Consider the following 25,794-nt stretch of genomic DNA (forward strand, 5'->3'; position numbering starts at 1 on the left):
CACCTGGGTGGCAAGTAGCGTATGTTTTACCTCCTGCATGGTGACGACGAATTTAGCAGTCGCGAACATTTGAAGAAGCTGCGTCAACAGGGTGACTTCGGGTTCAACCAGGATACCTATGATGGTACAACGGCAGACCTGAAGACCATTGTTATGAGCAGCGATACTCAGCCGTTTCTTTCAGAGCAACGCCTGATCGTTATCGAAGGACTTCCCAAGCGTAAGCGTGGTGAGTCATCAACGGCTGCACCCCAGGAGGAGAGCACCAAGAGCGCCAAAGGGAAACGTGGCAAGAAGGGAAGCAAAGGGGGAGCGCTGACACGAGCGGGCTTTGAAAAGGCCCTCGCCGAACACATTAGCCAGATGCCGGAGAGCACCGTGCTTATCCTGCTGGTTGATGAGGCGCTAGACAAAGCCCATGTACTTGTCAAAGCCGCCGATCAGCATGGCAAGACGATTCAAAGCACGCAACCCAAGGGAGCCCAACTTGAACGCTGGATTGCCGCCCAGGCCAAAGAGCTTGGCGTGAAGATTGCGCCGGACGCATGCGCTCTGCTCGCGAACTTCATTGGTAATCAGCTTCGCTTGCTCGCGAACGAATTGCACAAACTGGCGACCTATGTAGGCCCCGGTGGTACCATTACGGCGGCGGAGGTGCGCCTGCTCTCCGCTCAAGTACAGGAAGCCCGCATCTTCGACCTGACCGATGCCCTGGCTCAACGCAATAGCAAGCAAGCCCTCAATATTCTGCACGATCTGCTGGCCGATGGCGAAGCACCTCTCAAACTGATCGGCCTGATTACCTCTCAGGTACGCACACTGATGCTCGTCAAAGAACTAGCGCAGAAGGGGATGCGCGGCGGGCAGGTTGCTTCTACTCTAGGGATTGCCCCTTTGTAGTGGATAAGGCACTACGGCAGGTCAACAACTTCAATGCCGCACGCCTGGAACATATCTATCGTCAACTGCTGGATACCGACGCCGCCCTCAAGCGTAGTCGGCTAGCTCCAGAGATGGCACTTGACCTACTCGTTCTTAGCTTCGGTAATAAGTAACATGCACACAACAACACCCCTTCAGGAACGCATCCTTGACCAGATCCGTCGTCAGGGACCCCTGACCTTTGCCGACTATATGCGTATGGCGCTCTATGAACCCAACTACGGCTACTATGTCAACGGAAAGACACGCGTTGGATGGGAGGGCGATTTTTTTACCAGCAGCGATGTCTCGGAGATGTTCGCCCATTGCATGGGACGGCAATTGTTCCAGATGTGGGAGATGCTCCGCCAGCCGCGCCGCTTCAACGTTGTTGAGCAAGGCTCTGGACGCGCCCTGGTAAGTCAGGGTGTACAAGCATGGGCTGAACAGGAACAGCCAGCCTTCGCCGAAGCACTACACTACACCAATGTTGACATTGGCTCAGGTGCGGACGCGCTTGCGCCCGATCCAGAGTTAGCCCTAGCGTCTTGCTCTCAAATGAACTGGTAGATGCCTTCCCGGTACATGTGCTTGAGAAGCGAGGTGACGCACTCTACGAAGTTTATGTAGACGAACAGCAAGGGCGTCTACAAGAGGTGCTAGAGAAGCCCAGTAGCCAGCAGGTCGCAAGCTACCTTGATGACTATAAGATCCACTGGCACAAATATCCTGATGGATGGCGAGCAGAGGTGAATCTGGACGCCAGGCGCTGGATGGAGCGCTCGGCGCAGATCCTCCTTGGTCACAATCCACAACGCAAACGGCGTGGCTTCCTCCTCGCCATCGACTATGGGGATCTCGCGCGTGATCTCTACATTCCTGAGCGCTATGCCGGAACCCTGGCCTGTTATTACCGGCACCAGCTTAGCGAGCGCCCACTCGCGCGACCGGGGGAACAGGACATTACCGCGCATGTCAACTTCAGCGCGCTCATCACCCAGGCCCGGCAGCAGGGACTACACCTACATAGCTTTACTACACAGCGTCAGTGGCTTACCAATATGGGCATTTACGAGGAGCTTGAACGCATACGCCAGCGCGACTATGCTGTACTAAGTGATCCTCAGGTGCGCGCCAGCAACCAGGGGCAAATCAGCTTGTTGCAGTGGTATAACGTACGCCAGCGCGTCTCAGCCCTCACCAGCCCTGGTGGACTGGGGGGCTTCAAAGTCCTCATTCTCAAGCGGTAAACACGTCTATTCTGACCCATTACCGCTTGCGTGGATATTTGTAGTTATCATAAGAGCTATGGTCACCAGGACCAGCCCCAGTCTGGGGAAAACCAGTCAGCAAGCTATCCCAAATGCTCCCGCTATTAGTTGTTGTAGGGGTGATGAAACTACTCAAATTTGTACTGGTACTTGTAGGGGTGGGCGTGCTATTAAACTGAGCCAACTCCTGACTATTGACCTTCACCTGTCCACAAGCAATACTTGGACCAGAGGCATTCTCCCGACGTACATCAACCCATAAGCCATTCTGCAAAGCGGAACTGAGGTCGCTTCTCTCAACGCTAATAGTAGCATTCCCGCTCTGATCGGAGGAGATGGTTCCCAGTGTGGTCGTTGAGGAGCTACCACAACGATCCTTATCTAGAGTAACAACATAACGTGCGTTCGTCTTTAAGCCTTGCAAGTTAACCTGAAAGCTACTCCCATTACCCGTTGCTTTAGGGGTCAATTGAGCAGTTCCCGAAACGTCCGAGCCATCAACCGCTTTGATAAGGGCATTCCCAGCATTCGCGACATACTCAGGGCGAAACAGAAATATGAGGAATACAATCAGAGCCACAACCAGGATTATCTGTAGCCCTCGACTGAGCATAAGTTAGACCCTGCCTTCCTTACTTTCACTCAGACATGCTTATATACTACATGTAGTATACGCGAAGAAGGCATAAACAACAAGGTATATCTTTTTCCCTCTTTTAATGCGTAAGCTAGCTTTCTTGCTATAAAGAAGCTTTATACCTACAGTACGCAGAAAATAGAGCGCAGCAGATCCACTTCTTGCCCTGCTTATGCGTGTTCACCATAGGTGATATAGTTACATGCAACAGTCTTGAAGAGAGGAGTAGGGATGCATGAGTGAACATGACATTGAGATTGTACGCGAGTTTATGACCTCGCTGGACAATAACGATAGTTCAATCTATGAGGGCTATCTCTCTGATAACTTTACCTTCGCGGGCTGGACACCCAAGCCACTCGACCGCGCTGGCTTCCTTGAAGTAGCTCGGGGCCTGGAAACAGGTCTTCCAGGGCTGACCTATAACTTGCATAATGTTTTGGAGGAGAGAGAGGGAGAAGTCAGCGCAACATGGCAGATCACGGGCTATCAAAGCGACGCGTTCATTATTCCGGTCCTGGGTCTCCCACCCATTCCCCAGACAGGTCAGAGCGTCTCCATGCCATCTGAAAACGTCACCTATACCCTAAAGGATGAGCAGATACGCTCCATAAATGTTGAGCATGTCGCAGGGGGCGGTATCAAGGGGCTGATCGCACAGCTAGGCATCGATATCCTCATTGTGCAATAAGAAGGCGGGCAGCAGATTAGTAACAATTCGCCTGCTGCCCGCTATGCCAGAACACTGAAAGATAGCTAGAGTTCTAGTTATTGCCCTCAAGAGCCGGAGTGTTGCCGAAGACGCGAGGCTTACCTGGAGTAGGAGCCGCCCAATTGACAGCGTTTACAATTACGCGCTGGACGTCAGAATGATGATAGGTAGGCAGAGTCTCATGACCGGGGCGGAAATAGAAGATCTTGCCACGTCCGCGTGTGTAGCACGCGCCACTACGGAAGACCTCACCGCCTGTGAACCAGCTAATAAAGACCAGGGTCTCAGGAGCCGGAATGTCGAAGTGCTCGCCATACATCTCTTCATGCTCAATTTCAAAGTAATCGCCCAGGCCCTCGGCAATCGGATGACCTGGCGCGACAACCCAGAGCCTCTCACGATCACCACTCTCACGCCATTTCAGATCGCAAGTGGTGCCCATCAGTTTACGGAAGATCTTAGAAAAGTGGCCCGAGTGCAAGACCACAAGGCCCATGCCATCCAATACACGCGCGTATACACGCTCCACAATCTCGTCGCGCACCTCGCCGTGCGCCATATGGCCCCACCAGATCAGCACATCAGTTGCGTCCAGTACCTCCTGTGTCAGCCCATGCTCAGGCTCATCGAGGGTCGCGGTACGCACATTCAGATCAGCCTCGCGCAAGAAATTGGCGATGGTCGTATGAATGCCTTCAGGATAGTGAGCCTGAACCTCTTTGCTATGTCGCTCATGGCGAAACTCATTCCACACAGTTACGCGCAACGCCGTTGGTGAACTCGCGGTCATGTATTCACTCTTTCTAATTTATTCCTTACACGGAAACCCGAGCGCGCCGTGCCCTCGCATGGGATTAGCACTAGCCGCGACCCCCATGCGGGGCACGGCAGCGGCGTGAGTTTTCGAATAAGAACTTACAAAATGAGAGATTATCTGGATCTCGCTCAACTACATCTAAGCTACCGGACAGGTCTTACCCAGTCCGCACCTCTATTGTAGCATGCCATATACTAGAGCAACCAGCCAGGAAGCAAGGCGCAGAGCCACTAGTCGCAATCTCTGATGGAGTAGTGGTCATCTTAAGCTCATAGAAGAAAATCATGTCGCCAAAGTGGAAGAAATAGCGATAAATCCAGTAAGAACCAACCTTATGTAATCGATAGCAGTCAACCACGAAATGGAAGGCTAAAACGATACACTTCCAGGCATTGAAAGCGCTATGGGAGGACAAAGGTCCCAATTCCAGAGATAATGTTGAGGATACTCTCAAAATAGGCTAAATAAAGGGATATACCTCTTGCGTATTTACTTCAACCACAGAGCGATAACCTATGCCCATCTTAGGACTCACGCGAGAGGTATAACGCTTCTTCGTAGAGTAAAGTAAGTGTACTCAAACGCATGTCAGCGCCCATCAGACCAACCGGTACCACCGTACTCATAGCCTAGAACATATTGCGACTCTCGCTCACCTGATGTACAATCCCCATAATCAAGTCTTATCTATCATCTTAGATGCACAAAGATCCTAGGCGAAAATCGACGCCACTGCCACGACGAAAGTAAACTTCTTATACAGAAAACCGGGCATATCTGCACAAGCCGTCGTTCAGGCAGTGCTGGTTTTTATATAAACCTGAACACACTCAAATTTCGAAGAACGCGAAAGCGGAATTTAGCACCGTTCCACGCAACAGGCATAATCCTCATCCTGGACACGTGTAGAATACTATAGGAAATCATGCGAAAGCAAAGACTGCCTATCATCATTCTGGCATTCACCCTGGCACTTGTCATTCATACCGGCTGGCTTCTGTTTACGCCCCCGCCAGTTGCCTATGCTCATGCCTTCGTCATTGGCTCCGACCCAATTGACGGTTCTACCATTACTAAAGCGCCCAGCGTCGCGCACGTCTATTTTAACGCGCCTCTGAGCCCGCTGAGTAGCGCCCGTATCTACTCTATACAGCGAGGTGTACTGGTAGATATCACCGAGGGAAGTTCAAGCATCGCAAGCACCTCTTCGAGTCAACTCAACATTCCATTACGCGATCCCGATCAGCTTCCAGAGGGAAGTTACGAGATCAAGTGGACCGCGGTAGCAGCCACCGATGGGCAAACGACGAACGGCATTATAGGCTTTGATGTTGGGCTCTCTAGCCTGGGTATCTCCGGAAAAACCGTGCTTGGCCCTTCGACCAGTAACAATCTTACAGGCACAGGTGGATCGCGCGAATTTACGGTCCTCAGCATCCTCAGCACTGGTTGGAACTGGGTCGTATTGATCGCTCTTACCTTCTGGATTGGCTTGCTAGTTAGCGAGAACTGGACACTAATCAAGCAAGCGCGTATTCAGTCTCTGCTAGAGCATGCACGACGGCGTACGATTTCACTGCAATGGCTCTGCCTGAGCGCCTTGCTCATTGGAGAGATTGTGGTGTTTATCCTGCGTGTAGCCCAGATGACACAGGCCTTCAATGGACAGTTTACGCTTATGCCTGTTCTCGACATGCTGACCCAGACAACCTATGGCATCCTGCTGCTGATTCGCCTGGCGCTCATTCTCGTCGCGATGGGCCTTCTACACTGGACCTCGCGCACGATGCTCAAAGATTACCCTCTCACACCGACGCCGCGCCTGGTCACGCGTACGGGGGCGCTTGGCTCTGTCACTGGCTCACTTAGTCCAATCACAGGGCCGCTAGGAGCAGTCACCAACGCGACCCGAGTCAGCAACGTGACTGACAGTATCACCGGTTCCTTTAAGAAGGTTACAGCCTCTCAACCTGGAAAGAAAACTTCTAATGCTGGCAGTCAGAAGTATCAGACACGCGAATTTGAGAACAAAACCAATACGCTCACACCATCCCAACATCACTATGCGCCTATCTGGTTGATACTAGCTGGCCTGATCGTGCTTACACGCTCCCTTTCCAGTGAAGCAGCCCAGGTCTTACATCCACATGCCAGCGCTATACTCTTTGACTGGCTCGCGCAAGTTAGTCTTGGTATCTGGCTGGGAGGTCTTGCCTATCTGGGGCTAATCTTGCTACCACTCCTGAATGTGGTAGAGCGCGAACACTATTCCGACTCTCTGGTCGTACTCCAGCGTCGCTTCGCGCCCTTCCAGCTTGGAAGCATTGGTGCCTTACTTATCAGCGGCTTCTATCTTTATGAGGCAAGCATACCGACATTAAACTTATTTCTTGCAGATCCGTACGGACGTACATTGTTAGTTCTGGCGGGACTAATAGTGCTTCTGCTACTGATGAGTTGGGTTGTACTCTTTGTATTACGACCCAAACTATTGCGCCTGGCTCTCTTCTTGCCAGTGGTTACCTCGGACATGCCCACACGCCGCGCGCGCCAGTCGGTTCTGGTCAATACAGGGCGCACACTCAAACAAGTTGTAAGCATCCAGGCACTACTGGGCGCAGGTATGCTCCTCTGCCTCTCGCTTCTGACCTTCTACGCTCCCCCTATCGTCTTCCCAACCGCGAACTATCAGGTCAAAAACGATCAGGCAACGACTCAGCCAACAACAAAGACGCAGCAGGCTGGAGACCTCTCGGTCTCGCTGCTCATTACTCCCGGCAAACTAAATGAAACAAACACCGCGATTCTGACCTTAAAGGATAAGGACGGACAACCTGTAACAAATGCCCAGGTCAAGCTAACGCTGAATATGGTAATCATGGACATGGGAACAACACAGGTGACCCTTAAAGACAGCAATGGGGTCTATGCGGCGGTCTTTGACCCAAAACAGACTTTTACGATGAACGGCGTCTGGGCCATTGATGTCGAGATTATACGCCCAAAGCTTGATCCAGTGAGCACGCGTTTCCAATTCAATATTAGCTAAAAGGGGTAAAAAAGGGGTGGATGATGAGTGCATTATTGTCTGTACGTGAGCGAACGGAGAGTAAGCGACCACTGGAAGAAGAAGTGGAGCGCCGCTGGTGGGCGCTGCCGCGCGGGACCTTGCTCCCGCTGGACAATGGAGAGGTTTATCAACTGCTTTTCGCAGGCCGATCCGGGGGTAACAAGGGACCGGACATACGCGACGCGGTTCTACAACCAGCGCCCACAACCTCTCTACTCGCGCCCGCTAGCCTGCGCCAGGTACTTCAGACTCGACGCCTCTGTGGCGATGTCGAGTTCCATGTACGTTCCAGCGATTGGCGGGCTCACCACCACGAAAGGGACTCGCGCTACAATCAGGTTATCCTTCATATTGTTCTATACTGTGACGATCCTCGACCTACGACTCGCCAGGATGGATATATCATTCCCACCTGTACCCTCGCCGACTTAACCGACACAGATAACCAACACAAACACTGCCAGGGTCCGATATGGCCTTGCCAGACGCTCACACTTCCATCTGAGCAACGTGAACAAATCTTACATCAGGCAGGACTACTCCGCTTTGAAGGGAAGTGTGAGCGTTTTATTGAGCAACTCCGAGCCACCACAAAAGAAAACTATGACGGCGTCCTCTTGCCTGCGCTGGCTGAAGCCCTGGCCTATGGTAGAGATCGAGCCTTTTTTCTTGCGGCTGGTACACGCCTGCTAGGCCTGACCGGCCCCATTCCTGAGCCGGAAGGAAGGTCCTCCGTTCCTTCTCCTTTGGATGCGAATCGTCTGCGTGTGTTCGCGCGCCTTGTGGAGCAGGCACGAATCGTCCCTCTCTGGCATCACTTGTGCATAATCCTCTCTTCCCAAAGTACTCAAGCAGACGAAAACTCCTCTATACTGCATAAACTTCAGGAGGTCTTTACAAGACAGGGGCTTAGCGTTGCCAGAACTGATATACTGGTTTGCAATGTCATCCTGCCATTTGGGGCCGCGATAGCCCTGCTGACAAGAGATCCAGAGCTCTATACGCGTACGCGCGCACTTTATATGGAACATCCCGGTCTGCCCTCTAACCGTGTTACACGAATGATGAGCGCACAACTTCAACTGACAGACGAACCCGCTGCAACATGCCAGCAACAGGGTTTACACTACATCTACCAGCACACCTGCCGTACCAAGGACTGCGTGCGCTGTATCATAGGTCACAGAGGATTATGAATAAGAAAGAAGAGCAACAATCAGGCATCACATCATCCCAGGAAGAAGCACAGGGAGAGCGCCTGGCACGCTTCCTGGCACACGCAGGAGTGGCATCACGCCGCCATGCTGAGGAGTTAATCGCAGCAGGTCGCGTTCAGGTCAATGGTGTAACCATCAATACCCAGGGAACACGCATTTACCCAGGGCAGGATAGAGTAGTCGTCGACGGCAAAGTCATAGAAGCACGTTCTCCACACACCTATGTACTCCTGAATAAACCCGCTGGTTATGTCAGCACAGCTAGCGATCCCGAAGGGCGTCCAACAGTTCTTGACCTGCTGCCAGCCGAACTACGCGAGTACCGCCTCTACCCAGTAGGGCGGCTCGACCGTGATACCAGCGGGCTGCTTCTACTCACCAACGATGGAGACTTCGCCCAACGCCTAACCCACCCTCGCTACGAGAAGGAGAAACACTACGAAGCGCTGGTGAACGGCATCCCGTCGTCACAAACTCTCCGAGCGCTTCGCTCCGGCGTTACCTTTACTGAAGACAATAACAAGAGCTATACCAGTTCCCCAGCACGTGTGCGCATCTTACGCAGGGACAGACAGGCCAGCCTAGTTGAACTCACCCTGCGCGAGGGACGCAAGCGCCAGGTACGCCGTATGCTCCAAGCCACAGGGCATACCGTACTTCAGCTACGACGCTCCGGCCTGGGTCCACTCACCCTTCAAGGCATTCAACAAGGACAATGGCGCCACCTGACTCCAGACGAAATCCGGACCTTACTCGAATAGGTGAATCATATCGAATCTGGTCTTAATTGATAAATGCTTCTTGAGTTTGTCTCCGGCCTTATAAAAAAGACAGGCACTGATGAAGAGTGTTTTGTAGTGCTTGAACACCTTAAGATCGCCGTATTCTTTAGCTTTGATAAGATGTGTTAAAAACCCTAGCACAGCTTATCAAAAGAGGGGAACTCAATGAAGCATTCAGTGTGTACAAAGCTTGTTTGCTTAACAGCATTCAGCGGCCTATGCGCGCTCTTGCTGCTAATTGGGACAGCACATCCTGCATCGGCATCAAGTGCTGTCAGACCAGGGGGCTACGCGCCTAGAGAGTGTTTTGCGGCCCCTTGCTATCCAGACCGGGTTGTCTACCCACAGTATCCTGTCTATCCTAGACCCGTGATCTACCCACAGTATCCTGTCTATCCTAGACCCATAATCTACCCACAGTATCCTGTCTATCCTAGACCCGTGATCTACCCACAGTACCCTGTCTATCCTAGACCCATAATCTACCCACAGTATCCTGTCTATCCTAGACCCATAATCTACCCACAGTATCCTGTCTATCCAGGCCAAATTGGTACTGGCAGCACATGGGGCGGTGGAACCAGTGGTGGTACTGGCAGCACATGGGGCGGTGGCACTGGCAGCACATGGGGCGGTGGCACTGGCAGCACATGGGGCGGCGGCACCAGTGGTGGCACTGGCAGTACATGGGGCGGTGGCACCAGTGGCCCAGCAACTAGCGGTTATGGTGGTACTGGCAGCATTGGGCCTATTAGCGCCACAGTTCCTGGTAGCACTGGCTCCACAATGCCTACATCAATCCCGAACTGGATGAAACGGTAAGTTTTCCATAACCAAGAGCCCTGTTTCCGGTTACCTCTACTAGCGCTAATCAGCAGGCTCTCAAGAGAAGGGCATGGGATAATGCAAACCATGCCCTTCTTTTCGTTGCAGCACATTCACTAGAAAGCAACTTTCTTGACAGCCAAAGAGACGAACAATAGCGAACGTCCAAGCACAATAACGGGCTAGGAATCCTCGCCGGCAACGCCCATCAAACAAGTATGATATAATCCCCTTCAGTATGTTTACAAAACAAATGGAGGACTCATGCGAGAGCCAGGTTGTATCGCTATTGATGGGCCAGCAGGCGCAGGAAAGAGCACGATAGGAGAGCATTTGGCCCGGCGATTGGGCTATCTTTATTGCGATACAGGAGCAATGTATCGCGCGGTTGCCTGGCTGGCCTTACATGAAGGTCTGGATCTGAATGATGGGCCCGCACTCGGCGCTCTGGCAGAACGGAGTGAGGTCGCTATTAGTAAGCCGCAAATAGCCGATGGACGCCAATATACAGTTACAGTACATGGACACGACATCACCTGGGAAATTCGCAGCCCCCAGATTGGACGAGCCGTCTCAGCCATCTCAGGGCATCCCCAGGTACGTTCTATTTTGATTGCCCAACAGCGTGTAATTGGACACCAGGGGCAGATCGTTATGGTTGGGCGCGACATTGGCTCAGTAGTTATGCCCGACGCCGACCTAAAAATCTATTTGACTGCCAGCCTGCAAGAACGTGCTCGACGCCGCTATCTTGAGATGCTTGAGCGTATGGGTGAACATAATCCCGCGCTCCCTAGTCTACAAGAAGTAATGGATGACGTTGAGCGGCGCGACGCTACAGATAAACGGAATATGCAGCCCGCAAAGGATGCTATCATCATTGAGACAGATAACCTCAATATCGAGCAGGTATTGGACATGATCTGTCGTTATGTGGAGGGAAACAAATGAACCAAGAGCAAGAGGCCCAGCAGGCACCTTCACCCGCCGAGGTAAAGAACGCTGAGAATAAAATCACACCAGCTAAAGAGTTAGCCCCCTCAGGCAAGGCAAAGAAAAATCTCTACGAACCCTATGTGACTCCCACCATTCTCTATAACGCGATACGCACCCTCGCTATTGTTGTTCTCTCTCTACTGGCTCGTATCAGGCTGCGGAAACGCTACAACATTCCCAGACAGGGTCCTTTTATCATCGCCGCTAACCATCTATCCTGGACCGATATACCTCTCGTCCCCCTCTTTATCCCAGGAAAGGTCGTCTATATGGCGAAGGAGGAGCTTTTCTATAGCAAGGTTGGCTGGTTAGTACGCTTCCTGGGCGCTTTCCCGGTCAAACGCGGTGAAGCAGATCGTCAGGCTCTTCGCGCGACCGATGAGCAACTCAAGAAAGGCAAAATATTTATTATTTTCCCAGAGGGAACACGTAGCCGCAAGCATATACTGCAAAAGGCCAATGATGGCATCAGCTATATCGCTCTCCGTTCTGGCGTGCCAGTCCTCCCTGTGGCTATTTATGGCAGCGAGAACGTACTAAAGAAATTTGGTGCGAAAGTGACCATCTCCTACGGTACTCCCACAGTCTTCACGCCTAAGAACGGCAAGCGAGTGACCAAGGAAGATATTCAGGAGACAACCAATACAATCATGTATACCATAGCCTCAATGATGCCCCCGGAGTATCGCGGAGCCTACAGCAATCTTCCCGAGCACATCAAAGAGGACGTCTCCGAGTAATGTATTTGGCATAGCATCATGCTTTGCGCAAGAAAAGGCTGTCTGGGTTGAGAATGGCAACCCAGACAAATTTCTTTCATCAGGGTAGATGAAGTTGCAAATCGATTTTTGAACATACCAGATATGAGCTTACTGTTTGTAATGCTCAACTATATTGGGGTCACGCAACTGAGCCTCGTCGGGGTTCTCGCCCGCATGACGCCGCGCACGGCGCTGACGCAATAGATCCCAACATTGATCCAGGCTAACCTCTAACTGATGAATGCGCTCATGCTGGTCTTCACCTAATGTTCCCTTATTTCTCCTATCCAGCAATTCATGCTCTTCATTTACCAGCTCTTCTATGTGCTTCAAAATGCTTTTATCATCCATAAACGCTTTCCCCTTTCAAGCCCTATTCAGTCTGGGCCTCCTCATGTTATATCATCAAACATAATACGTTCGCCAACCCCACAACGTTCCGACATGCCATTGACAATATAATCTCAGGCGGGGCAGATAAAGAAGAAGGGGCAGGATGGGCAGCGCATAGGCTCAGCCGGTTGTGCGGGAAAAGCATCACGCTCAAGACCTTCGATGCTGCGCTCCAATTCGCTATAGAGGCTCTGCTCTTTTTTTGCCGTTAATTTGATTGGTACAGTCTCACCTGTGCTCATGTTGTGACTATGTAGCTCCACCTCGCGACCAGGATGAAGTTGGCGCGAAGCCAAAGTATAGAAGAGTTCACGCGTATCGGCCTGAGGTCTGGTCTTCGTCTTCCCATAACGCGTGCGCACGAAGCGCAATGGGCGCTCCTCCTCGGGCTGAGCAGAACTTTCAATGCGATCCACAGTCACACGCACAGGACGACCAGCGATATCAACATGCAAGCTTTCGCGCATAGACCATCTCGTCGAATCCTGAGCTACCAGTTTACGCCTCATAGCTTCTACAACTTCTAAACCATGTTCCTCATACATGGGCGCGAAGGGTACCCCCTCCCCTCCCAGGTCACGCCAGTGGCGCATATATAGCTCGGCCAATTCTTGATCCGTTAGTGGCTCGGCAGACTCATCACTAGCATTCGCAAGTCTTGTATGTAGCGCCTCCACCGTTTTCTGGGTTGCCTGCCAGAAGAGGCGATAGGCATCTGATTCGCCGTCGAAATGATAAATCATACTATAGGCATATTGACGGGGACAACGACCATAAGCTTCTAACACCCCTGAGCTCAGCGAATTGGGGCGCATACGCGCTAGGAAACGCTCTCCTGGCTGCATGGAATCGGGAGTGAGCGCCTCACGTAGGCGTTCTTCCGCGTCCCCCTGCACCTCCCATACGAGTTGCGTCAAGCGCTCTTGAGGAATACCCGTTTCCAATGGATCGAGGAAAAGTGAGCGCTTATACGAGCGCTTGCCATAGCGCTCGCTATGGCTAAGTATGAGGTAATCGCGAGCGCGTGTAATGCCAACGTAGAATAGGCAAGACTCACCGCTGTCATGTGCGACACGCCCACTGGACTCCGCTGGAAGCATACTATCTGGCGCATTAATCACACTTGAGCGATACATGAGCGGGAAGCGATTCTGCACCAGACCTGGCATATAAACTACTGGGAACTCCAGACCCTTACTGGCGTGCAGGGTCATAACCTGGATGATGTTCGCCTCCTCCTCGGCATCAGAGATCTCGCGTGTGGCTCCATCCTGACGAAGCACAACGAGTAGACTCAAATACTCCAAAAAGCCCTTGAGGCGAGTCTCCATCGACATCTCTTCTAGAGCCTCCTGCTCCAGGACACGCCATCGTACCTCTAACTGTTGATCATAATGACGCGCCAGTTGCAACAGGCGGTCATAGTCAAGCAGGAGGGAGCGCCCAGTCTCATCCTCAGGATGCGCTAGCAGATCGCGCACCAGACCGGTCTCCTGGAGCAAATATTGACCCAGCAGCGACCAGGTATCGTTGCACTGCTGTAACGCCCGCATGCTACCCTCCAGGCGTCGTAGTGAGTGCCGCCCCTTCTCACTCACAGTCAGGGGAATGTCGCCGCTCAGGAGAAGCGTGCGGAGAGGCATCTGGCGTTCATGCGCACTCAACAACAGGGTCTCAAGGTCTTCCTGACTAAGCTGGTAATCGGGAAGGCGCATCACACGCATCAGACCCTTACCGCCTGGTTCGCTCAAGAGCAAGAGCATGCCAAGCGCATCCTTCACATGTTCTTGCTCCAATGTGCCCGCGCGCTCATGTGTGGGCAGACCCGCATCAAGGAGGGCTCGCGTGATCTTCTGAGCCTGGCTGCGCGTGCGACAGAGAATCATCATGTCTTTAAAATCATAGCCCTGACGGCGCTTATGCTGAATATCTTCTATAATACCTGCCAGTTCTCCTGGCTCATCCTTCGCACGAGCTAACGTGACATATGCCTCCAGTGGCGCACTGCGTACAGGCTGATTCTTTCCCGGTATTTGTTCAGGCTCCAGATAAGTGCAACGAAAGGCTTCAGCCAGGGAGATGAGATCGGGGCGCGAACGATAGTTGCGACTCAACGGCAGAATCACTGCACCTGGGAAATCGTGCTCAAACTGGCTGATATTAGCCGGAGACGCCCCACGGAACCCATAGATGGCCTGATTCGCGTCGCCAACGACCCAGACACGGCCAGCCCCACCCGCCAGTACACGTAGCAACACGCCACTAGCACGGTTCATGTCCTGAAACTCATCTACTAGAATATGCTGATATAGCTGCTGCTGCTCTTCTAGCACTTCCGGATACTCTCGCAGCAAGCGTACTGCCAGCATCAGAAGTCCACCGAAATCACAATCACCACGCCGCGCCAGCGCATCTTCGTACAGCGCGTAGACCTGAGCAACCTCCAGGGCCTTCTCAGCACTTTCGAGAACCTCTTCATTCCCTTCACCCAGTTCCTGAGCCTGATCTAGCATAGAACGAGCGAGGCGCTCATATTCTTGCGGAGTGACCAATTCATCTTTGGCACGCGAGATAGCTTTGAGCATATCTGGAAAATAGAAGGTAGGCGCACTGAGCTTGATATAATGCTTCAGACGCATTGAGTTTGCCATCTGACGCAAGAGAAAATAGCCCTCTGCCTCATCAATGAGGGTAAAGTCCCCGCGCAGCCCTACCAAATGACCATGTTGACGTAAGAGATCAGCACAAAAGGCATGGAATGTGCTCACCCGTGGCAATTGGCGCGTCAAGACCTGGCTCAAGCGCTCCTCCATCTCTTGCGCGGCCTTACGCGAAAAGGTTAGAGCCAGGATATGTCGAGGAGGCACATTGCGGACGTTGACCATATGCTCAATGCGCCCAATCAACGTGCTAGTCTTTCCACTCCCAGGTCCAGCAACGATCAACGCAGGAGAAGGGGCCTCAATAGCCGCCTGCTGGTACTGATCATAACTCTTCTTCGGCCTGGGAGTCTCCTGTGTTGGCTCACTAGGGAGAGAGGGGTCTTGCTTTGTTATAGGATTCAATGCCTCTTGCATCAGGGCGGCGAGGCGATTCAGCATCGCGGTCTGGGAGACGCCAAAAAGGCCTGCCAGTGAGGCAGGAGCGACATGTTGCGCCAAATAAAGCTCACGCACACGCTCTCGCGGCATCAAAAGTTCGGCAGCGAAGACATTTGCTGCCAATTCACGTTGGCTACGGGGATCATAGGAAATACCTATACCTAGTGCTTCCTGAAAGTGCTCCTGATCAAGAATGCTACTCAGGTCGACATTCACATCCTGCTCCTGGCAGGGATCAGCGCGTGAGGGATGAGGCAGGGGTAGAGAAACTGGCTGCCAGGAACGCATCTTGTCGGTCTTCTGTTGATCTTGTATGCTCCGCTCTACAAGGTCAACAAGGTGTTGAATGCGCTCGTTTCCATGACAATGCAACACGGCATGACCTAATTCATGGGCCAGAGTAAAGCGTCGGAGAGTCTCAAGCATATTGCGACACAGCCAGACAAGGTTTTCATCCTCGTCAGGATCCATAAAGCCAAAGGTCCCTTCGGGATAATCCGCTGCGTGAAAGGTCTCCACATCTAGTCCAAGCCAGTCTACCAATTCATCTAGAGGAACCTCATCAGTCTGCCAGGAGGGATGATCTTTATGAAATTGGTCGCGTACCAGCCGTGCGGATTGCTCGGCAAATGTATACCACGAATGCTCTATTACACTCTCCATTGCACATTCTCACCTTCAGCCTCTAATTGCCATTGCCATTAGTCACCATGATACATTGATGCTGCTTTTCTGCTTCATTATAGCGTATTCACACCCTTCATTCCACTGGACAATACCTTCCCCTCGCATTTATCTCATATAGAGATGCTACACAGCTTATCCTTGAGACTCGCAGCCATATAAAATTTTTCACTACCTGCTACCGAAGTATGCAAAGAAAGAGCTCACAGGATGCAAAATTTCGCGCGCACCTAACGTATGTATATGATAGAGTATTCCATTGATGTGCATTCTTATTAGTGGCTTCCTATACCACAGTTTTCGGAGAGGCATAGATACAACAGAGTGCGCAACAACAGCTCACTCTGTCTTGTGCATCCTGGCTAACGTTCTGGTATAATGTGGCGAATCATAAGAAATAGCCTTGCAGCGAAACCAAAGGAGCATCCAATGCAAGCAGAAGAAATCCTCGCACAGGCCCGGTCTGAAAACATCCCTGGCAATTGGACCGTGTATCCCATTCTGCGGAAGAAACTCCAGTGGGGAATCCTGGGGTGGATTTTCGGTGTCATTCTGGGATTTGGGCTATTCACACTTATCTTTCCAATTGTCGTTCCCTATAACTTTGAGCACGGTCCGGTCTTAATCATTTTCACCCTGGTTCTGCTCGGCATATTCCTCTTTATTGGGCTGGGAAGCCTCTGGACACTTGTCACTGATATCAGACGCCTGAGCGAAAGTGAGAGGCACATCCTTGTCTTCACTCCAGAAAGTTTTGTGAAGCAGGAAGGCAGCGCCATCATCCAGGTACCGATGGAGAACATTGAATATGTCACATCTCGCGGCGTACGCAGTGCCTCTCGCACTATCAGCGAAAGCGAACGAGTCAGTGTACATAGCGTTCCCAGTATGGGGGAGAACATTGCTAGCTTCTTCATCGGGCGTGGCGCTACCAGCAGTGGTCGCCAATGGCTCAGCAAACGCTCCCGCACCCCAACCTCACTCGCCTTCCTCAACTCAGAGACAGGCAAGCAAGTCACCGTCCTACGCGACGAAGCGTATGGTAACCCCAGTGAGATTGGAGAGGTCCTCAAAGAATACGCTGCGCAACAACGTCAGGGAAAGACCAAAGCAGGAATTTCTTCTCTCGCTGAGGGTGAATAAAAGCACGTAGAAAGTTACTTTGACATGTTACTGGCAATGGATATCAGCAATACCAACATCAAATTCGGCCTCTATCACAACGACGTGATGAAGCAGCACTGGGTCGTTTCCACCGCTCGACAGCGCACAACCGATGAATACGCGATGGTACTCAGCGATTTGTTGCGACACGCAGGGCACACCTTCGATGATATTCATGACATTATCCTCTCTAGTGTCGTTCCTCCGTTAACGCCAGTCTTTCAAGATCTGGCGTTACGTTACTGCCACAAAGAAGCGCTTGTCATCTCTCACCAGGTTGATCTGGGCATCTCCTACCTTATCGACAATCCCTGGGAGGTTGGTTCAGATCGTATCATGACAACATTAGCAGCCCATCAACTCTATAAAGGCCCCGCGCTTGTCATAGCCTTCAGCACAGCGACCACCTTTGATGTTATTTCGAAACAGGGTGACTTTCTGGGGGGAGCTATCGCGCCTGGGTTGATGATTTCAGCGGAAGCATTAAGTAGCGCGGCATCCCGCCTCTTTCGCGTGGACCTGACCCCGCCACGCAGCGCCCTGGGAAAAAATACCATTGCCAACATGCAGTCCGGCATCATCTATGGGCATGTAGGATTGGTACAGGGGTTAATTAAACGCCTCTGTGCCGAGATTCCCGATGTAACAGATGCCGGTGAGGTCAAGATTGTCGCACATGGAGGACTAGCTCAATTGATGGCCCCTCTCATCCCTGAGATCCAATATGTCAACCAATATCTGCCCCTGGAGGGATTGCGTCTGGCCTATAATTACCTGCGCCGTATCTGATCAATAGATGAGTTTAATACGAGAGGGCATCCAGTTCACAAACCGGACGCCCTCTCGTATTGGAAATAACAAACACCCCTTTGGTTACAACCAGAGGGGTGTTTGTTCAGAAATGGGCCTTCCTGGACTCGAACCAGGGACCTCAGTCTTATCAGGACTGCGCTCTAACCACCTGAGCTAAAAGCCCGAACCGAAGATTGACAAACCCACCTATACAGGCGGGTGGAAAGGCGATGTCTTATTTTCCCGTGGGGCTGCCCCCAAAGTATCGTCAGGGCTGAAAGGCTTAACTACCGTGTTCGAGATGGGAACGGGTGTTTCCCTTTCGCTATAACCACCATTCCGCCCGCATGTACAAATGAGGCAGTGGAGATGAGGGGACTCGAACCCCTGACCTCTGCCGTGCAAAGGCAGCGCTCTACCAGCTAAGCTACATCCCCAAATGAGTGTTATAAAGGTTAAGTGGGCCTTCCTGGACTCGAACCAGGGACCTCAGTCTTATCAGGACTGCGCTCTAACCACCTGAGCTAAAAGCCCGAACCGAAAGCAACGAGTTGCTTCAACAACTCAAGAGTGGTAAGGCTTACGGAACAAGCACGCCAACCAATAGAGATAAGTTATCTTCAGGTTCCCCTTTTTAGAGGGGATCGACCTGGGATGGTTCCTCGCGCTGTGGCGAGAAACAACTCTCCCTAGAAAGGAGGTGATCCAGCCGCACCTTCCGGTACAGCTACCTTGTTACGACTTCACCCCAATCACCGACCCCACCCTCGACGCCTGCCTCCCAAAGGGTTAGCCTGGCGGCTTCAGGTGTTGCCGACTTTCGTGGTGTGACGGGCGGTGTGTACAAGACCCGGGAACGTATTCACCGTAGTGTGCTGACCTACGGTTACTAGCAACTCCTCCTTCATGCAGGCGAGTTTCAGCCTGCAATCTGAACTGAGACCGGCTTTCTGAGCTTGGCTCCCCCTCGCGGGTTCGCTTCCCTTTGTCTCCGGCCATTGTAGCGTGTGTGTCGCCCAGGTCGTAAGGGCCGTGCTGACTTGACGTCATCCCCGCCTTCCTCCCTTTCGGGCAGTCCCACCTGAAACCTATAACAGGCAGTAGGGGTTGCGCTCGTTGCGGGACTTAACCCAACATCTCACGACACGAGCTGACGACAGCCATGCAGCACCTGTGTGAACGCTCCGAAGAGCACAGTGCATTACCACTGCTTCGTCCACATGTCAAGACCTGGTAAGGTTCTTCGCGTTGCATCGAATTAAACCACACGCTCCGCTGCTTGTGCGGGTCCCCGTCAATTCCTTTGAGTTTTAATCTTGCGACCGTACTCCCCAGGCGGACCACTTATTGTGTTTACTTCGACACGGAGGGGGTCGATACCCCCCACATCTAGTGGTCATCGTTTACGGCCAGGACTACCGGGGTATCTAATCCCGTTCGCTCCCCTGGCTTTCGCACCTGAGCGTCAGGTACTTCCCAGGACACTGCCTTCGCCTTTGGTGTTCCTCCGGATCTCTACGCATTTCACCACTCCACCCGGAATTCCGTGTCCCTCTGAAGTCCTCAAGTCCTACAGTTTCCGTTCGCCTCTCCCGGTTGAGCCAGGAGCTGTCAGAACAGACTTACAGGACCGCCTGCGTGCCCTTTACGCCCAGTAACTCCGGACAACGCTCGCCCCCTACGTATTACCGCGGCTGCTGGCACGTAGTTAGCCGGGGCTTCTTCCTGAGGTACCGTCCGTTCTCGTCCCTCAGAAAAGCAGTTTACACTCCGAAAAGCGTCTTCCTGCACGCGGCGTTGCTCGTTCAGGGTTGCCCCCATTGACGAAAATTCCTCACTGCTGCCCCCCGTAGGAGTCTGGGCCGTTCTCAATCCCAGTGTGGCTGACCATCCTCTCAGACCAGCTACTGATCGTCGCCTTGGTGAGCTTTTACCTCACCAACCAGCTAATCAGGCGCAGGCCCATCCTCAGGCGTCCCGAAGGACTTTCCTTCTTGCGAAGGCTATGCGGTATTGTCGGCGATTTCTCGCCGGTATTCCTCACCTGGGGGTAGGTACCCACGTGTTCCTCACCCGTCCGCCACTCCCTTGTTACCAAGGGCGTTCGACTTGCATGTGTTAGGCACGCCGCCAGCGTTTATCCTGAGCCAGGATCAAACTCGCCATTCAAAGTTTTATAAAAAGTCCCTCACAAGAGACTTATATGCTTTGACCAATGGACAAGCTTATCCCCAACTGACAGGTTACTGTACTTGTTTGTTTTCCTTACCACTCTTCAATTGTTCAAGGTACACTCGATGCTTTCGCATCTGACGCGCTTTTCAGTCTCCCGTCCGGCGCAAGTGGAATAATATCACTGCTCCACCAACTTGTCAATAGGTTTATGACCCATTTTAAAAAGTCTCGACAAAAATCCCCAATTTCGCAGAAATCACCTGCTCATATGAAGCATGATGAGCGCTGACATTAGTTTATTAGCTCTCACGGTTCTCACGCTCAAGATGATCTTTTAAATGGATAACATTTTGCTTCTCCCGCGATGAGCTCTCATCGCCCCCCTGGCTAGCACTCTGCTCTAAATAATAGCTCCCGATCAAAGCGAGGCCAACACCGCAAGGAATCAAACCAGGCAAAAGCCACGGTCCCAAATGAAAAGGGGCGCTGGAAAGCTGTGGCAGAAGGAAACCTAGTGGGTAAAGACCAGCGGTCAGGGTGAACCCGACCATAGCGGTTATAAGGCCCGCTCGCAATATGCCACGGCTCCGACGACGTTTCGGTATGCTATCAGGATTAAACCCGCGCGCGATCATTGCCATACGTTCCTTGTGCTGCAAATAGCGAACCAACACAATGAAACCAAAGAATATGGCAAGGGCGATCAACCAACCACATAGTACTATAATAACATTCGCCGACATGCTTGCTCCTCAGATTTCCTCAACTACTTCGACTCGCTATGATATGATACAAAAGTTAAGTAAGAAGTTTCGTTTTGCTGAAACTTTCATAGCACTTCTGTTCTCTAATATAAACGTTATGGGTGAACATATCTTGCAATCGTCACAAAGTATAGGCTTGCCAATTCCGAACGTCGCCTCGCCACACGCTGATCAGGTAGAGCAGGACGACATGGAACTTGTCGCAGCAAGCCAGGCAGGCAACCAGGACGCATTCGCCTCCCTGGTTCAGAGACACCAACGACGAGTATTTAACCTCGTCTATCGAATGCTGCAATCATACGAAGAAGCGAATGAGATCACACAGGAAACTTTTCTTGCGGCCTGGCAGGGCCTCTCCTCCTTTCGTGGCGATGCGCGTTTCTCCACCTGGCTCTATCGTATCGCCTATAACTGCTGCTTAAAACAGCTTGAAATGCGCAAGCGGGACAAAGCGTTACAGGCTGCAATACAGGAAGAGCATTTGCTTGATCTAGCTGGCGAGGAAAACGCGGCAATGACTCAGATCGAGGCTGCTGATCGCCAGAGTCTTGTACATGAGCATCTTTCTACGCTGCCAGCAAAGTATCGCATTGTGCTTGTGTTGCGTCACCTACAGGATATGACATATGAAGAGATGGCGGAAATTCTTACCATGCCCATTGGCACAATTAAGACCCATCTCTTTCGCGCCCGAAACCTGCTAAAAGAGCGAATTCAGGCTATCGAGCAAGATTGGAGAACAAGAGGTTAAATATGCACTGCTCTAAAGCTGCTACTTATATACAATTGTATATGGATAAGCGGCTACCGCTTAAAAGTCTGCGACCGCTCGAAGCTCATCTCTCCGAGTGCTCCTCATGCCGCCACCATTTACGCTATCTGGAAATGATTGAACAGTCATTTACCACCACAAACCAGATCATAGAGCCTGAGAATCTGACACAGAATATCATGCGACGGGTCGCAGTCTCCGTACGTCAGGCAGAGATAGCCCGGCAGGAGGCACAAGCGGATTCCCAATTTATACCACTGCGTCCGTCACGCTCTGAGATTCTGGTTGCTCTCTTCCTGGCAACATTCGCGACCCTATGCTTCTTCCTGGGTCAACCAACTCTGCGCGCCTCGCTTCCTATCGCGAACGGACACGATTCACTCTCGCTAGCAGCCATCAATGCCTGGGAAATGTTATTAAACATGAATGGCAATACCTTGATGCTCATGTTCTGGGTACTGGGCACTATCCTGGGCATCTGGATTACACTTATGGTTGCTGGCAGCGAAGTTCGTACTATCTGGTTCAAGGCTGTTCAGGATCGTCTACCGGTCTGGTAGACAATTCTGAACAGAACTATCATACTCGCATCATCCTTCTAATCCTCTTTCACGTTTCTACCTCTGCCACCTCTTGATAACATATACTCTAATAGTGGCTTTGACGAACGTTTTTCAAGAAAAGAAAGGATGTTGCGCTTTCATGATAGAGATCACGCAAAAACGCTCTCCCATCAATATTGCGCGGGGTCTATTACGGCTCTGTCATCCACTTCCTGTCCTCTTTCATGCTATCGCGGTCACGATCTTTGCCCTCCTTGCCGGGTGGCCGCACCTGAACTGGTTTGTCCTGGCACTGATAGTCCTGGCACATACCGCAATGCAATGTGCGATAGCTGTCTTTAATGATTACTGTGATCGCCATCTGGATATCGCGGCGCAGAAGATGCAGAAGCCACTGGTCAATGGGCGCGTTCGCCCACGCGAGGCGCTAATTTTTGGATCAGCCTTCCTGATCTTGATGCTAGTGCTTCTCCTGCTCTTGAACATTCCGGCATTGCTTATCTCGCTGCTCTACCTGGCCTTTGGTATGGCTTATAACCTGGGCTTAAAGTCGACACCATTCAGCGGTATCGTCTTCGCGCTCGCGATTCCCCTCATTCCGGTGTATGCTTTCGTAGCATTTAACCACTTCATGCCATTTCTGTACTGGCTGGTACCAATCGCGGCTTTGTTAGGAGTGGCACTGAACCTTGCGAATTCCCTCCCTGACCTCGAGGGAGACGCGGCAAACCAGGCACGTACCCTGGCTGTTTTCCTGGGGTTACGAGGGACATTTCTGACCTGTCCACTGCTGATAGTCGCTGGGGGATTTTTAATCACACTCACCTGGTATGCACATCTTGTACCAGCCCAAAGCACACTTCTCCTCATAGCGCTACTGCTCAGCGGCATATTGTTACTCGCATTCAGCCTCTATTCTGGTCCGAATAAACCCCAGACCACACGCAAGGGATACTTCTATCTGCTAGTACTTACCTGCCTGATCCTGGGTGGTGGCTGGATTGCCGCCGCACTTTTGACCTAACCAATCTGAAATTATGAAGGTGCAGAGCCATTACTATCATCAATTTATGCTGTATGATGAGGAGTTAACTACATTATGCCACTGCGTCTAACACCGCTGGAGGCACTACTCGGTCGCCTCCATCTTCTACCAGTACCACTTTTCGACACACCACTAGCTCCAGGTATCGCCAAAATGCTGGTTACAGCCTGTGAAATTGGCCTCTTCGAGAGTCTAAGCAAACAGCAACTAAGTACTCAAGCTCTTGCGGAACGCCTGGAATGCCATCCAGATGGGCTCCAATTGCTGCTCAATCTCCTGGTCTCAGCAGGCTATCTCCGCAGACGTAAAGGGCGGTACGCCAACACACGTATGAGTCAACGCTGGCTAACTAGTGCTTCTTCGCTCAGCATCGCCCCCTATATCATCCACAGCCCAGATATTGTAGCCATCTGGAACCACATTGACGAGGTTATTCGCACCAATAGCCAGGCTATGCGTATGCCATACGAAGAAGACGCTAGTTCGCCAGAACAGCAAGCTATGCTGGCTCGGCACTACGCAGGTTTGGCCTCACTAGCAACGGCGCTGGGGAGCGAAGTTATTCGCCACGTGCGACTACCTCACGGGTCAACCCGTTTGCTAGACGTAGGAGGCTCCCATGCTGCGTACAGCGCGCTCTTCTGCCATAAATATCCCTATTTGAACGCGACCATTTTAGATATTGAAGCTGGGCTTGAGGCGGGTAGGCAAACCGCCAAAGTGACGAACCTGGAAGAACGCATGAGCTTTGTTAGTGGCGACATTGTACAGGATGATTTTAGAGATCTCTTTGCGGAACCTTTTGATGTCGCGCTCTACTTCCATATCGCGCACTTACTTCAACCTGAGCTTAATCAAACAATTTTGCGTAAAGTTGTGGGGACTCTACGGCCTGGCGGGACGCTCATCTTTGTGGACCAGGTAACAGACCAGACTCATGGTTCGCACCTGGCCTCGCTCATAGTACAATTCATGGCGCTCACAATGACAACCTGTGGTGGAACCTGCTACTCATTCACAACGGTAAAAGACTGGCTTGAGAAAGTTGGAATGCATCAGGTACGTAGCTATCGTCTGCTCACACCAGGAGCATCACTGATTACCGCCATCAAGCAGTAGCCAATGGAATAAAAGGCAGAATGAGGCGAGGGGCCGTTTCATAAATGGCTCCTCGCCTTTGCTTTAGTTATGGCGGTAAGATCGACGAAACATATGTAGCCTGTTACTTTCACACATATGATAACTGCACTCCTGGTTACCATCAGTTCTTCGCTCTAAAATGCTTACTATTCAAACTGGCACCTACCATTTGCTTCTCAAGAAAGGAACTATATATGTCTAAAGTATGGTTGATTACTGGAAGTTCACGCGGCCTGGGTCGTAGCCTCGCTGAGGCTGTGTTGTCGCATGGAGATCGTCTGTTTGCCACTGCACGCAAACCGGAACAGCTCAACGACCTGGTAGAGAAATATGGTGAGCAGATACAAATCTTCGCTCTCGACGTCACCAAACATGAGCAGGCTCGCGAGGCTGTCGCAACAGCCATCAAAGCCTTTGGGAGACTCGACGTTGTAGTCAATAATGCAGGATATGCTAATATAACAACAATCGAGGATGCCTCTGAAGAGGAGTGGCGTGCCCAACTTGAAGCCAATTTGTGGGGCGTTATCAATGTGACGCGAGCCGCGCTCCCCATCCTGCGTCAGCAGCGCTCTGGCCATTTTCTCCAGGTTTCCTCAATAGGAGGTCGTACAACAGCAACGGGCCTGGGTCCCTACCAGACAGCGAAATGGGCGGTTGAAGGTTTCTCCGAAGTCCTCTCGCGCGAGGTCAAGCACCTCGGAATTAAGGTCACCATGGTCGAGCCCGGCAGTTTCCGTACAGATTGGGGTGGTACTTCCATGACCTTCATCGAAACAAGTGAGGATTACAAGAGTATCATGGATCCAATAATGACCTACAGACAAGAAGTCGTTGGCAAAGAACCTGGTAACCCAAACAAAGCCGCCCAGGCTCTCATTACCATTGTGAATGAAGAGAACCCACCACTCCGCTTGCCTCTGGGAAGCGATGCCTTTAAGATTGCACGCCTGGTAGATCAGGCAAAACTCGCTGAGACAGAACGTTGGGAGAGCATCATTACCTCAACAGACTACGACGACGTTAAGGGAGAATCGCTGACCCACGGAATAGGAGTACCACAATCGAGTACAAAGTAAAAGTGCTAATGCCATGTAGCAATAGTATGGTGTTTGCGACATCCGCAAAATATAGATCGCCAACACACAAAATGCTATATAGATAACAAAGGCGAGAAGCCGTTTTATACAAT

Annotated in this window: 21 protein-coding genes, 3 tRNA genes, 2 rRNA genes and 1 pseudogene; 17 read left to right on the forward strand and 10 right to left on the reverse strand. The window is 51.7% G+C overall.

What is annotated here, in order from left to right:
* The first annotated feature begins 21 nt into the window (after positions 1–21).
* The 3 genes and pseudogenes from holA to K3T82_RS08855 all read left to right on the forward strand — a co-directional run bounded on the left by holA (position 22) and on the right by K3T82_RS08855 (position 2,171).
* Positions 22–1,055 (forward strand): annotated as a pseudogene (holA, locus tag K3T82_RS08840) (DNA polymerase III subunit delta).
* Between the two features lies 1 nt (position 1,056).
* Positions 1,057–1,491: an SAM-dependent methyltransferase gene (locus K3T82_RS08850; protein ID WP_220193116.1), complete on the forward strand. Its 435-nt coding sequence runs from the start codon at positions 1,057–1,059 to the stop codon at positions 1,489–1,491.
* Positions 1,470–2,171: a class I SAM-dependent methyltransferase gene (locus tag K3T82_RS08855; protein WP_220193117.1), complete on the forward strand. Its 702-nt coding sequence runs from the start codon at positions 1,470–1,472 to the stop codon at positions 2,169–2,171. The genes K3T82_RS08850 and K3T82_RS08855 overlap by 22 nt, the downstream gene beginning before the upstream one ends.
* 19 nt (positions 2,172–2,190) lie before the next feature.
* Here the strand turns inward: K3T82_RS08855 and K3T82_RS08860 are convergent, their stop codons facing one another.
* Entirely contained in the window at positions 2,191–2,805 is a 615-nt protein-coding gene (locus K3T82_RS08860) for a hypothetical protein (protein ID WP_220193118.1), read from the reverse strand.
* A 259-nt stretch (positions 2,806–3,064) separates the two neighbouring features.
* On the opposite strand from K3T82_RS08860, the gene K3T82_RS08865 reads away from it, so the two are divergent.
* Positions 3,065–3,520 carry a nuclear transport factor 2-like protein gene (locus K3T82_RS08865; RefSeq protein ID WP_220193119.1) on the forward strand — a complete coding sequence of 152 codons (456 nt, stop codon included), beginning with the start codon at positions 3,065–3,067 and terminating at the stop codon, positions 3,518–3,520.
* A 73-nt stretch (positions 3,521–3,593) separates the two neighbouring features.
* Here the strand turns inward: K3T82_RS08865 and K3T82_RS08870 are convergent, their stop codons facing one another.
* A complete protein-coding gene (locus tag K3T82_RS08870) occupies positions 3,594–4,331 on the reverse strand; it encodes a ThuA domain-containing protein (protein ID WP_220193120.1) in 738 nt (245 codons plus the stop codon).
* Positions 4,332–5,283: 952 nt separating this feature from the next.
* Here K3T82_RS08870 and K3T82_RS08875 point away from each other — a divergent pair.
* From K3T82_RS08875 to K3T82_RS08900, 6 genes are all read left to right on the forward strand, one after another.
* Positions 5,284–7,407 carry a copper resistance CopC/CopD family protein gene (locus tag K3T82_RS08875; RefSeq protein WP_220193121.1) on the forward strand — a complete coding sequence of 708 codons (2,124 nt, stop codon included), beginning with the start codon at positions 5,284–5,286 and terminating at the stop codon, positions 7,405–7,407.
* Positions 7,408–7,427: 20 nt separating this feature from the next.
* Positions 7,428–8,624, forward strand: coding sequence for a DUF2851 family protein (locus K3T82_RS08880; RefSeq protein WP_220193122.1), 1,197 nt, complete (start codon positions 7,428–7,430; stop codon positions 8,622–8,624).
* The gene (locus K3T82_RS08885; protein WP_220193123.1) at positions 8,621–9,406 is read left to right on the forward strand and encodes a pseudouridine synthase; all 786 of its coding nucleotides are present in this window, start codon (positions 8,621–8,623) and stop codon (positions 9,404–9,406) included. The genes K3T82_RS08880 and K3T82_RS08885 overlap by 4 nt, the downstream gene beginning before the upstream one ends.
* Before the next feature lie 186 nt (positions 9,407–9,592).
* Positions 9,593–10,249: a hypothetical protein gene (locus K3T82_RS08890; RefSeq protein ID WP_220193124.1), complete on the forward strand. Its 657-nt coding sequence runs from the start codon at positions 9,593–9,595 to the stop codon at positions 10,247–10,249.
* A 267-nt stretch (positions 10,250–10,516) separates the two neighbouring features.
* On the forward strand, positions 10,517–11,203 hold the full coding sequence (gene cmk / locus K3T82_RS08895) for a (d)CMP kinase (protein WP_220193125.1): 687 nt from the start codon (positions 10,517–10,519) through the stop codon (positions 11,201–11,203).
* The gene (locus tag K3T82_RS08900) at positions 11,200–11,988 is read left to right on the forward strand and encodes a lysophospholipid acyltransferase family protein (protein WP_220193126.1); all 789 of its coding nucleotides are present in this window, start codon (positions 11,200–11,202) and stop codon (positions 11,986–11,988) included. The genes cmk and K3T82_RS08900 overlap by 4 nt, the downstream gene beginning before the upstream one ends.
* A gap of 129 nt (positions 11,989–12,117) precedes the next feature.
* Here the strand turns inward: K3T82_RS08900 and K3T82_RS08905 are convergent, their stop codons facing one another.
* Complete coding sequence (locus tag K3T82_RS08905; protein WP_220193127.1) at positions 12,118–12,360, reverse strand: DUF2630 family protein; 243 nt, start codon at positions 12,358–12,360, stop codon at positions 12,118–12,120.
* 113 nt (positions 12,361–12,473) lie between these two features.
* Positions 12,474–16,166, reverse strand: a complete 3,693-nt coding sequence (locus K3T82_RS08910; RefSeq protein ID WP_220193128.1) for an ATP-dependent helicase — start codon at positions 16,164–16,166, stop codon at positions 12,474–12,476.
* Positions 16,167–16,616: 450 nt separating this feature from the next.
* Here K3T82_RS08910 and K3T82_RS08915 point away from each other — a divergent pair, with 450 nt between their 5' ends.
* On the forward strand, positions 16,617–17,330 hold the full coding sequence (locus tag K3T82_RS08915; RefSeq protein ID WP_220193129.1) for a hypothetical protein: 714 nt from the start codon (positions 16,617–16,619) through the stop codon (positions 17,328–17,330).
* A gap of 24 nt (positions 17,331–17,354) precedes the next feature.
* A complete protein-coding gene (locus tag K3T82_RS08920; protein WP_220193130.1) occupies positions 17,355–18,140 on the forward strand; it encodes a type III pantothenate kinase in 786 nt (261 codons plus the stop codon).
* Positions 18,141–18,253: 113 nt separating this feature from the next.
* On the opposite strand, the gene K3T82_RS08925 is transcribed toward K3T82_RS08920, so the two are convergent.
* From K3T82_RS08925 to K3T82_RS08950, 6 genes are all read right to left on the reverse strand, one after another.
* Positions 18,254–18,327: transfer RNA gene (locus K3T82_RS08925), tRNA-Ile, on the reverse strand.
* A gap of 38 nt (positions 18,328–18,365) precedes the next feature.
* A 5S ribosomal RNA gene (gene rrf, locus K3T82_RS08930) occupies positions 18,366–18,482 on the reverse strand.
* Between the two features lie 25 nt (positions 18,483–18,507).
* A tRNA-Ala gene (locus tag K3T82_RS08935) sits at positions 18,508–18,580 on the reverse strand.
* A gap of 23 nt (positions 18,581–18,603) precedes the next feature.
* Positions 18,604–18,677 (reverse strand) — tRNA-Ile (locus K3T82_RS08940).
* Positions 18,678–18,836: 159 nt separating this feature from the next.
* Positions 18,837–20,312, reverse strand: a 16S ribosomal RNA gene (locus tag K3T82_RS08945).
* A gap of 305 nt (positions 20,313–20,617) precedes the next feature.
* Positions 20,618–21,061 carry a DUF6249 domain-containing protein gene (locus tag K3T82_RS08950; protein WP_220193131.1) on the reverse strand — a complete coding sequence of 148 codons (444 nt, stop codon included), beginning with the start codon at positions 21,059–21,061 and terminating at the stop codon, positions 20,618–20,620.
* 133 nt (positions 21,062–21,194) lie between these two features.
* Here K3T82_RS08950 and K3T82_RS08955 point away from each other — a divergent pair, with 133 nt between their 5' ends.
* From K3T82_RS08955 to K3T82_RS08975, 5 genes are all read left to right on the forward strand, one after another.
* Positions 21,195–21,833 (forward strand): RNA polymerase sigma factor, encoded by a 639-nt coding sequence (locus K3T82_RS08955; protein ID WP_220193132.1) that lies wholly within the window; start codon positions 21,195–21,197, stop codon positions 21,831–21,833.
* Positions 21,834–21,835: 2 nt separating this feature from the next.
* Positions 21,836–22,414 carry an anti-sigma factor family protein gene (locus K3T82_RS08960; protein WP_220193133.1) on the forward strand — a complete coding sequence of 193 codons (579 nt, stop codon included), beginning with the start codon at positions 21,836–21,838 and terminating at the stop codon, positions 22,412–22,414.
* A 142-nt stretch (positions 22,415–22,556) separates the two neighbouring features.
* Complete coding sequence (locus K3T82_RS08965) at positions 22,557–23,441, forward strand: UbiA family prenyltransferase (protein ID WP_220193134.1); 885 nt, start codon at positions 22,557–22,559, stop codon at positions 23,439–23,441.
* Positions 23,442–23,516: 75 nt separating this feature from the next.
* Positions 23,517–24,581, forward strand: a complete 1,065-nt coding sequence (locus tag K3T82_RS08970; protein ID WP_220193135.1) for a class I SAM-dependent methyltransferase — start codon at positions 23,517–23,519, stop codon at positions 24,579–24,581.
* A 215-nt stretch (positions 24,582–24,796) separates the two neighbouring features.
* Positions 24,797–25,681, forward strand: a complete 885-nt coding sequence (locus tag K3T82_RS08975) for an oxidoreductase (RefSeq protein WP_220193136.1) — start codon at positions 24,797–24,799, stop codon at positions 25,679–25,681.
* Positions 25,682–25,794: the final 113 nt, after the last annotated feature.

Source organism: Ktedonospora formicarum (genome assembly GCF_016587355.1).
GTDB lineage: Bacteria > Chloroflexota > Ktedonobacteria > Ktedonobacterales > Ktedonobacteraceae > Ktedonobacter > Ktedonobacter formicarum.

Bases quoted from the DNA above. Each gene is read 5' to 3' on its own strand.
- K3T82_RS08905 (WP_220193127.1), bottom strand. From the start codon at position 12,360: ATGGATGATAAAAGCATTTTGAAGCACATAGAAGAGCTGGTAAATGAA.
- K3T82_RS08870 (WP_220193120.1), bottom strand. From the start codon at position 4,331: ATGACCGCGAGTTCACCAACGGCGTTGCGCGTAACTGTGTGGAATGAG.
- K3T82_RS08860 (WP_220193118.1), bottom strand. From the start codon at position 2,805: ATGCTCAGTCGAGGGCTACAGATAATCCTGGTTGTGGCTCTGATTGTA.
- K3T82_RS08885 (WP_220193123.1), top strand. From the start codon at position 8,621: ATGAATAAGAAAGAAGAGCAACAATCAGGCATCACATCATCCCAGGAA.
- K3T82_RS08960 (WP_220193133.1), top strand. From the start codon at position 21,836: ATGCACTGCTCTAAAGCTGCTACTTATATACAATTGTATATGGATAAG.
- K3T82_RS08890 (WP_220193124.1), top strand. From the start codon at position 9,593: ATGAAGCATTCAGTGTGTACAAAGCTTGTTTGCTTAACAGCATTCAGC.
- K3T82_RS08970 (WP_220193135.1), top strand. From the start codon at position 23,517: ATGCCACTGCGTCTAACACCGCTGGAGGCACTACTCGGTCGCCTCCAT.
- K3T82_RS08920 (WP_220193130.1), top strand. From the start codon at position 17,355: ATGTTACTGGCAATGGATATCAGCAATACCAACATCAAATTCGGCCTC.
- K3T82_RS08965 (WP_220193134.1), top strand. From the start codon at position 22,557: ATGATAGAGATCACGCAAAAACGCTCTCCCATCAATATTGCGCGGGGT.
- K3T82_RS08850 (WP_220193116.1), top strand. From the start codon at position 1,057: ATGCACACAACAACACCCCTTCAGGAACGCATCCTTGACCAGATCCGT.
- K3T82_RS08910 (WP_220193128.1), bottom strand. From the start codon at position 16,166: ATGGAGAGTGTAATAGAGCATTCGTGGTATACATTTGCCGAGCAATCC.
- K3T82_RS08975 (WP_220193136.1), top strand. From the start codon at position 24,797: ATGTCTAAAGTATGGTTGATTACTGGAAGTTCACGCGGCCTGGGTCGT.
- K3T82_RS08915 (WP_220193129.1), top strand. From the start codon at position 16,617: ATGCAAGCAGAAGAAATCCTCGCACAGGCCCGGTCTGAAAACATCCCT.
- K3T82_RS08875 (WP_220193121.1), top strand. From the start codon at position 5,284: ATGCGAAAGCAAAGACTGCCTATCATCATTCTGGCATTCACCCTGGCA.
- K3T82_RS08880 (WP_220193122.1), top strand. From the start codon at position 7,428: ATGATGAGTGCATTATTGTCTGTACGTGAGCGAACGGAGAGTAAGCGA.
- cmk (WP_220193125.1), top strand. From the start codon at position 10,517: ATGCGAGAGCCAGGTTGTATCGCTATTGATGGGCCAGCAGGCGCAGGA.
- K3T82_RS08865 (WP_220193119.1), top strand. From the start codon at position 3,065: ATGAGTGAACATGACATTGAGATTGTACGCGAGTTTATGACCTCGCTG.
- K3T82_RS08950 (WP_220193131.1), bottom strand. From the start codon at position 21,061: ATGTCGGCGAATGTTATTATAGTACTATGTGGTTGGTTGATCGCCCTT.
- K3T82_RS08900 (WP_220193126.1), top strand. From the start codon at position 11,200: ATGAACCAAGAGCAAGAGGCCCAGCAGGCACCTTCACCCGCCGAGGTA.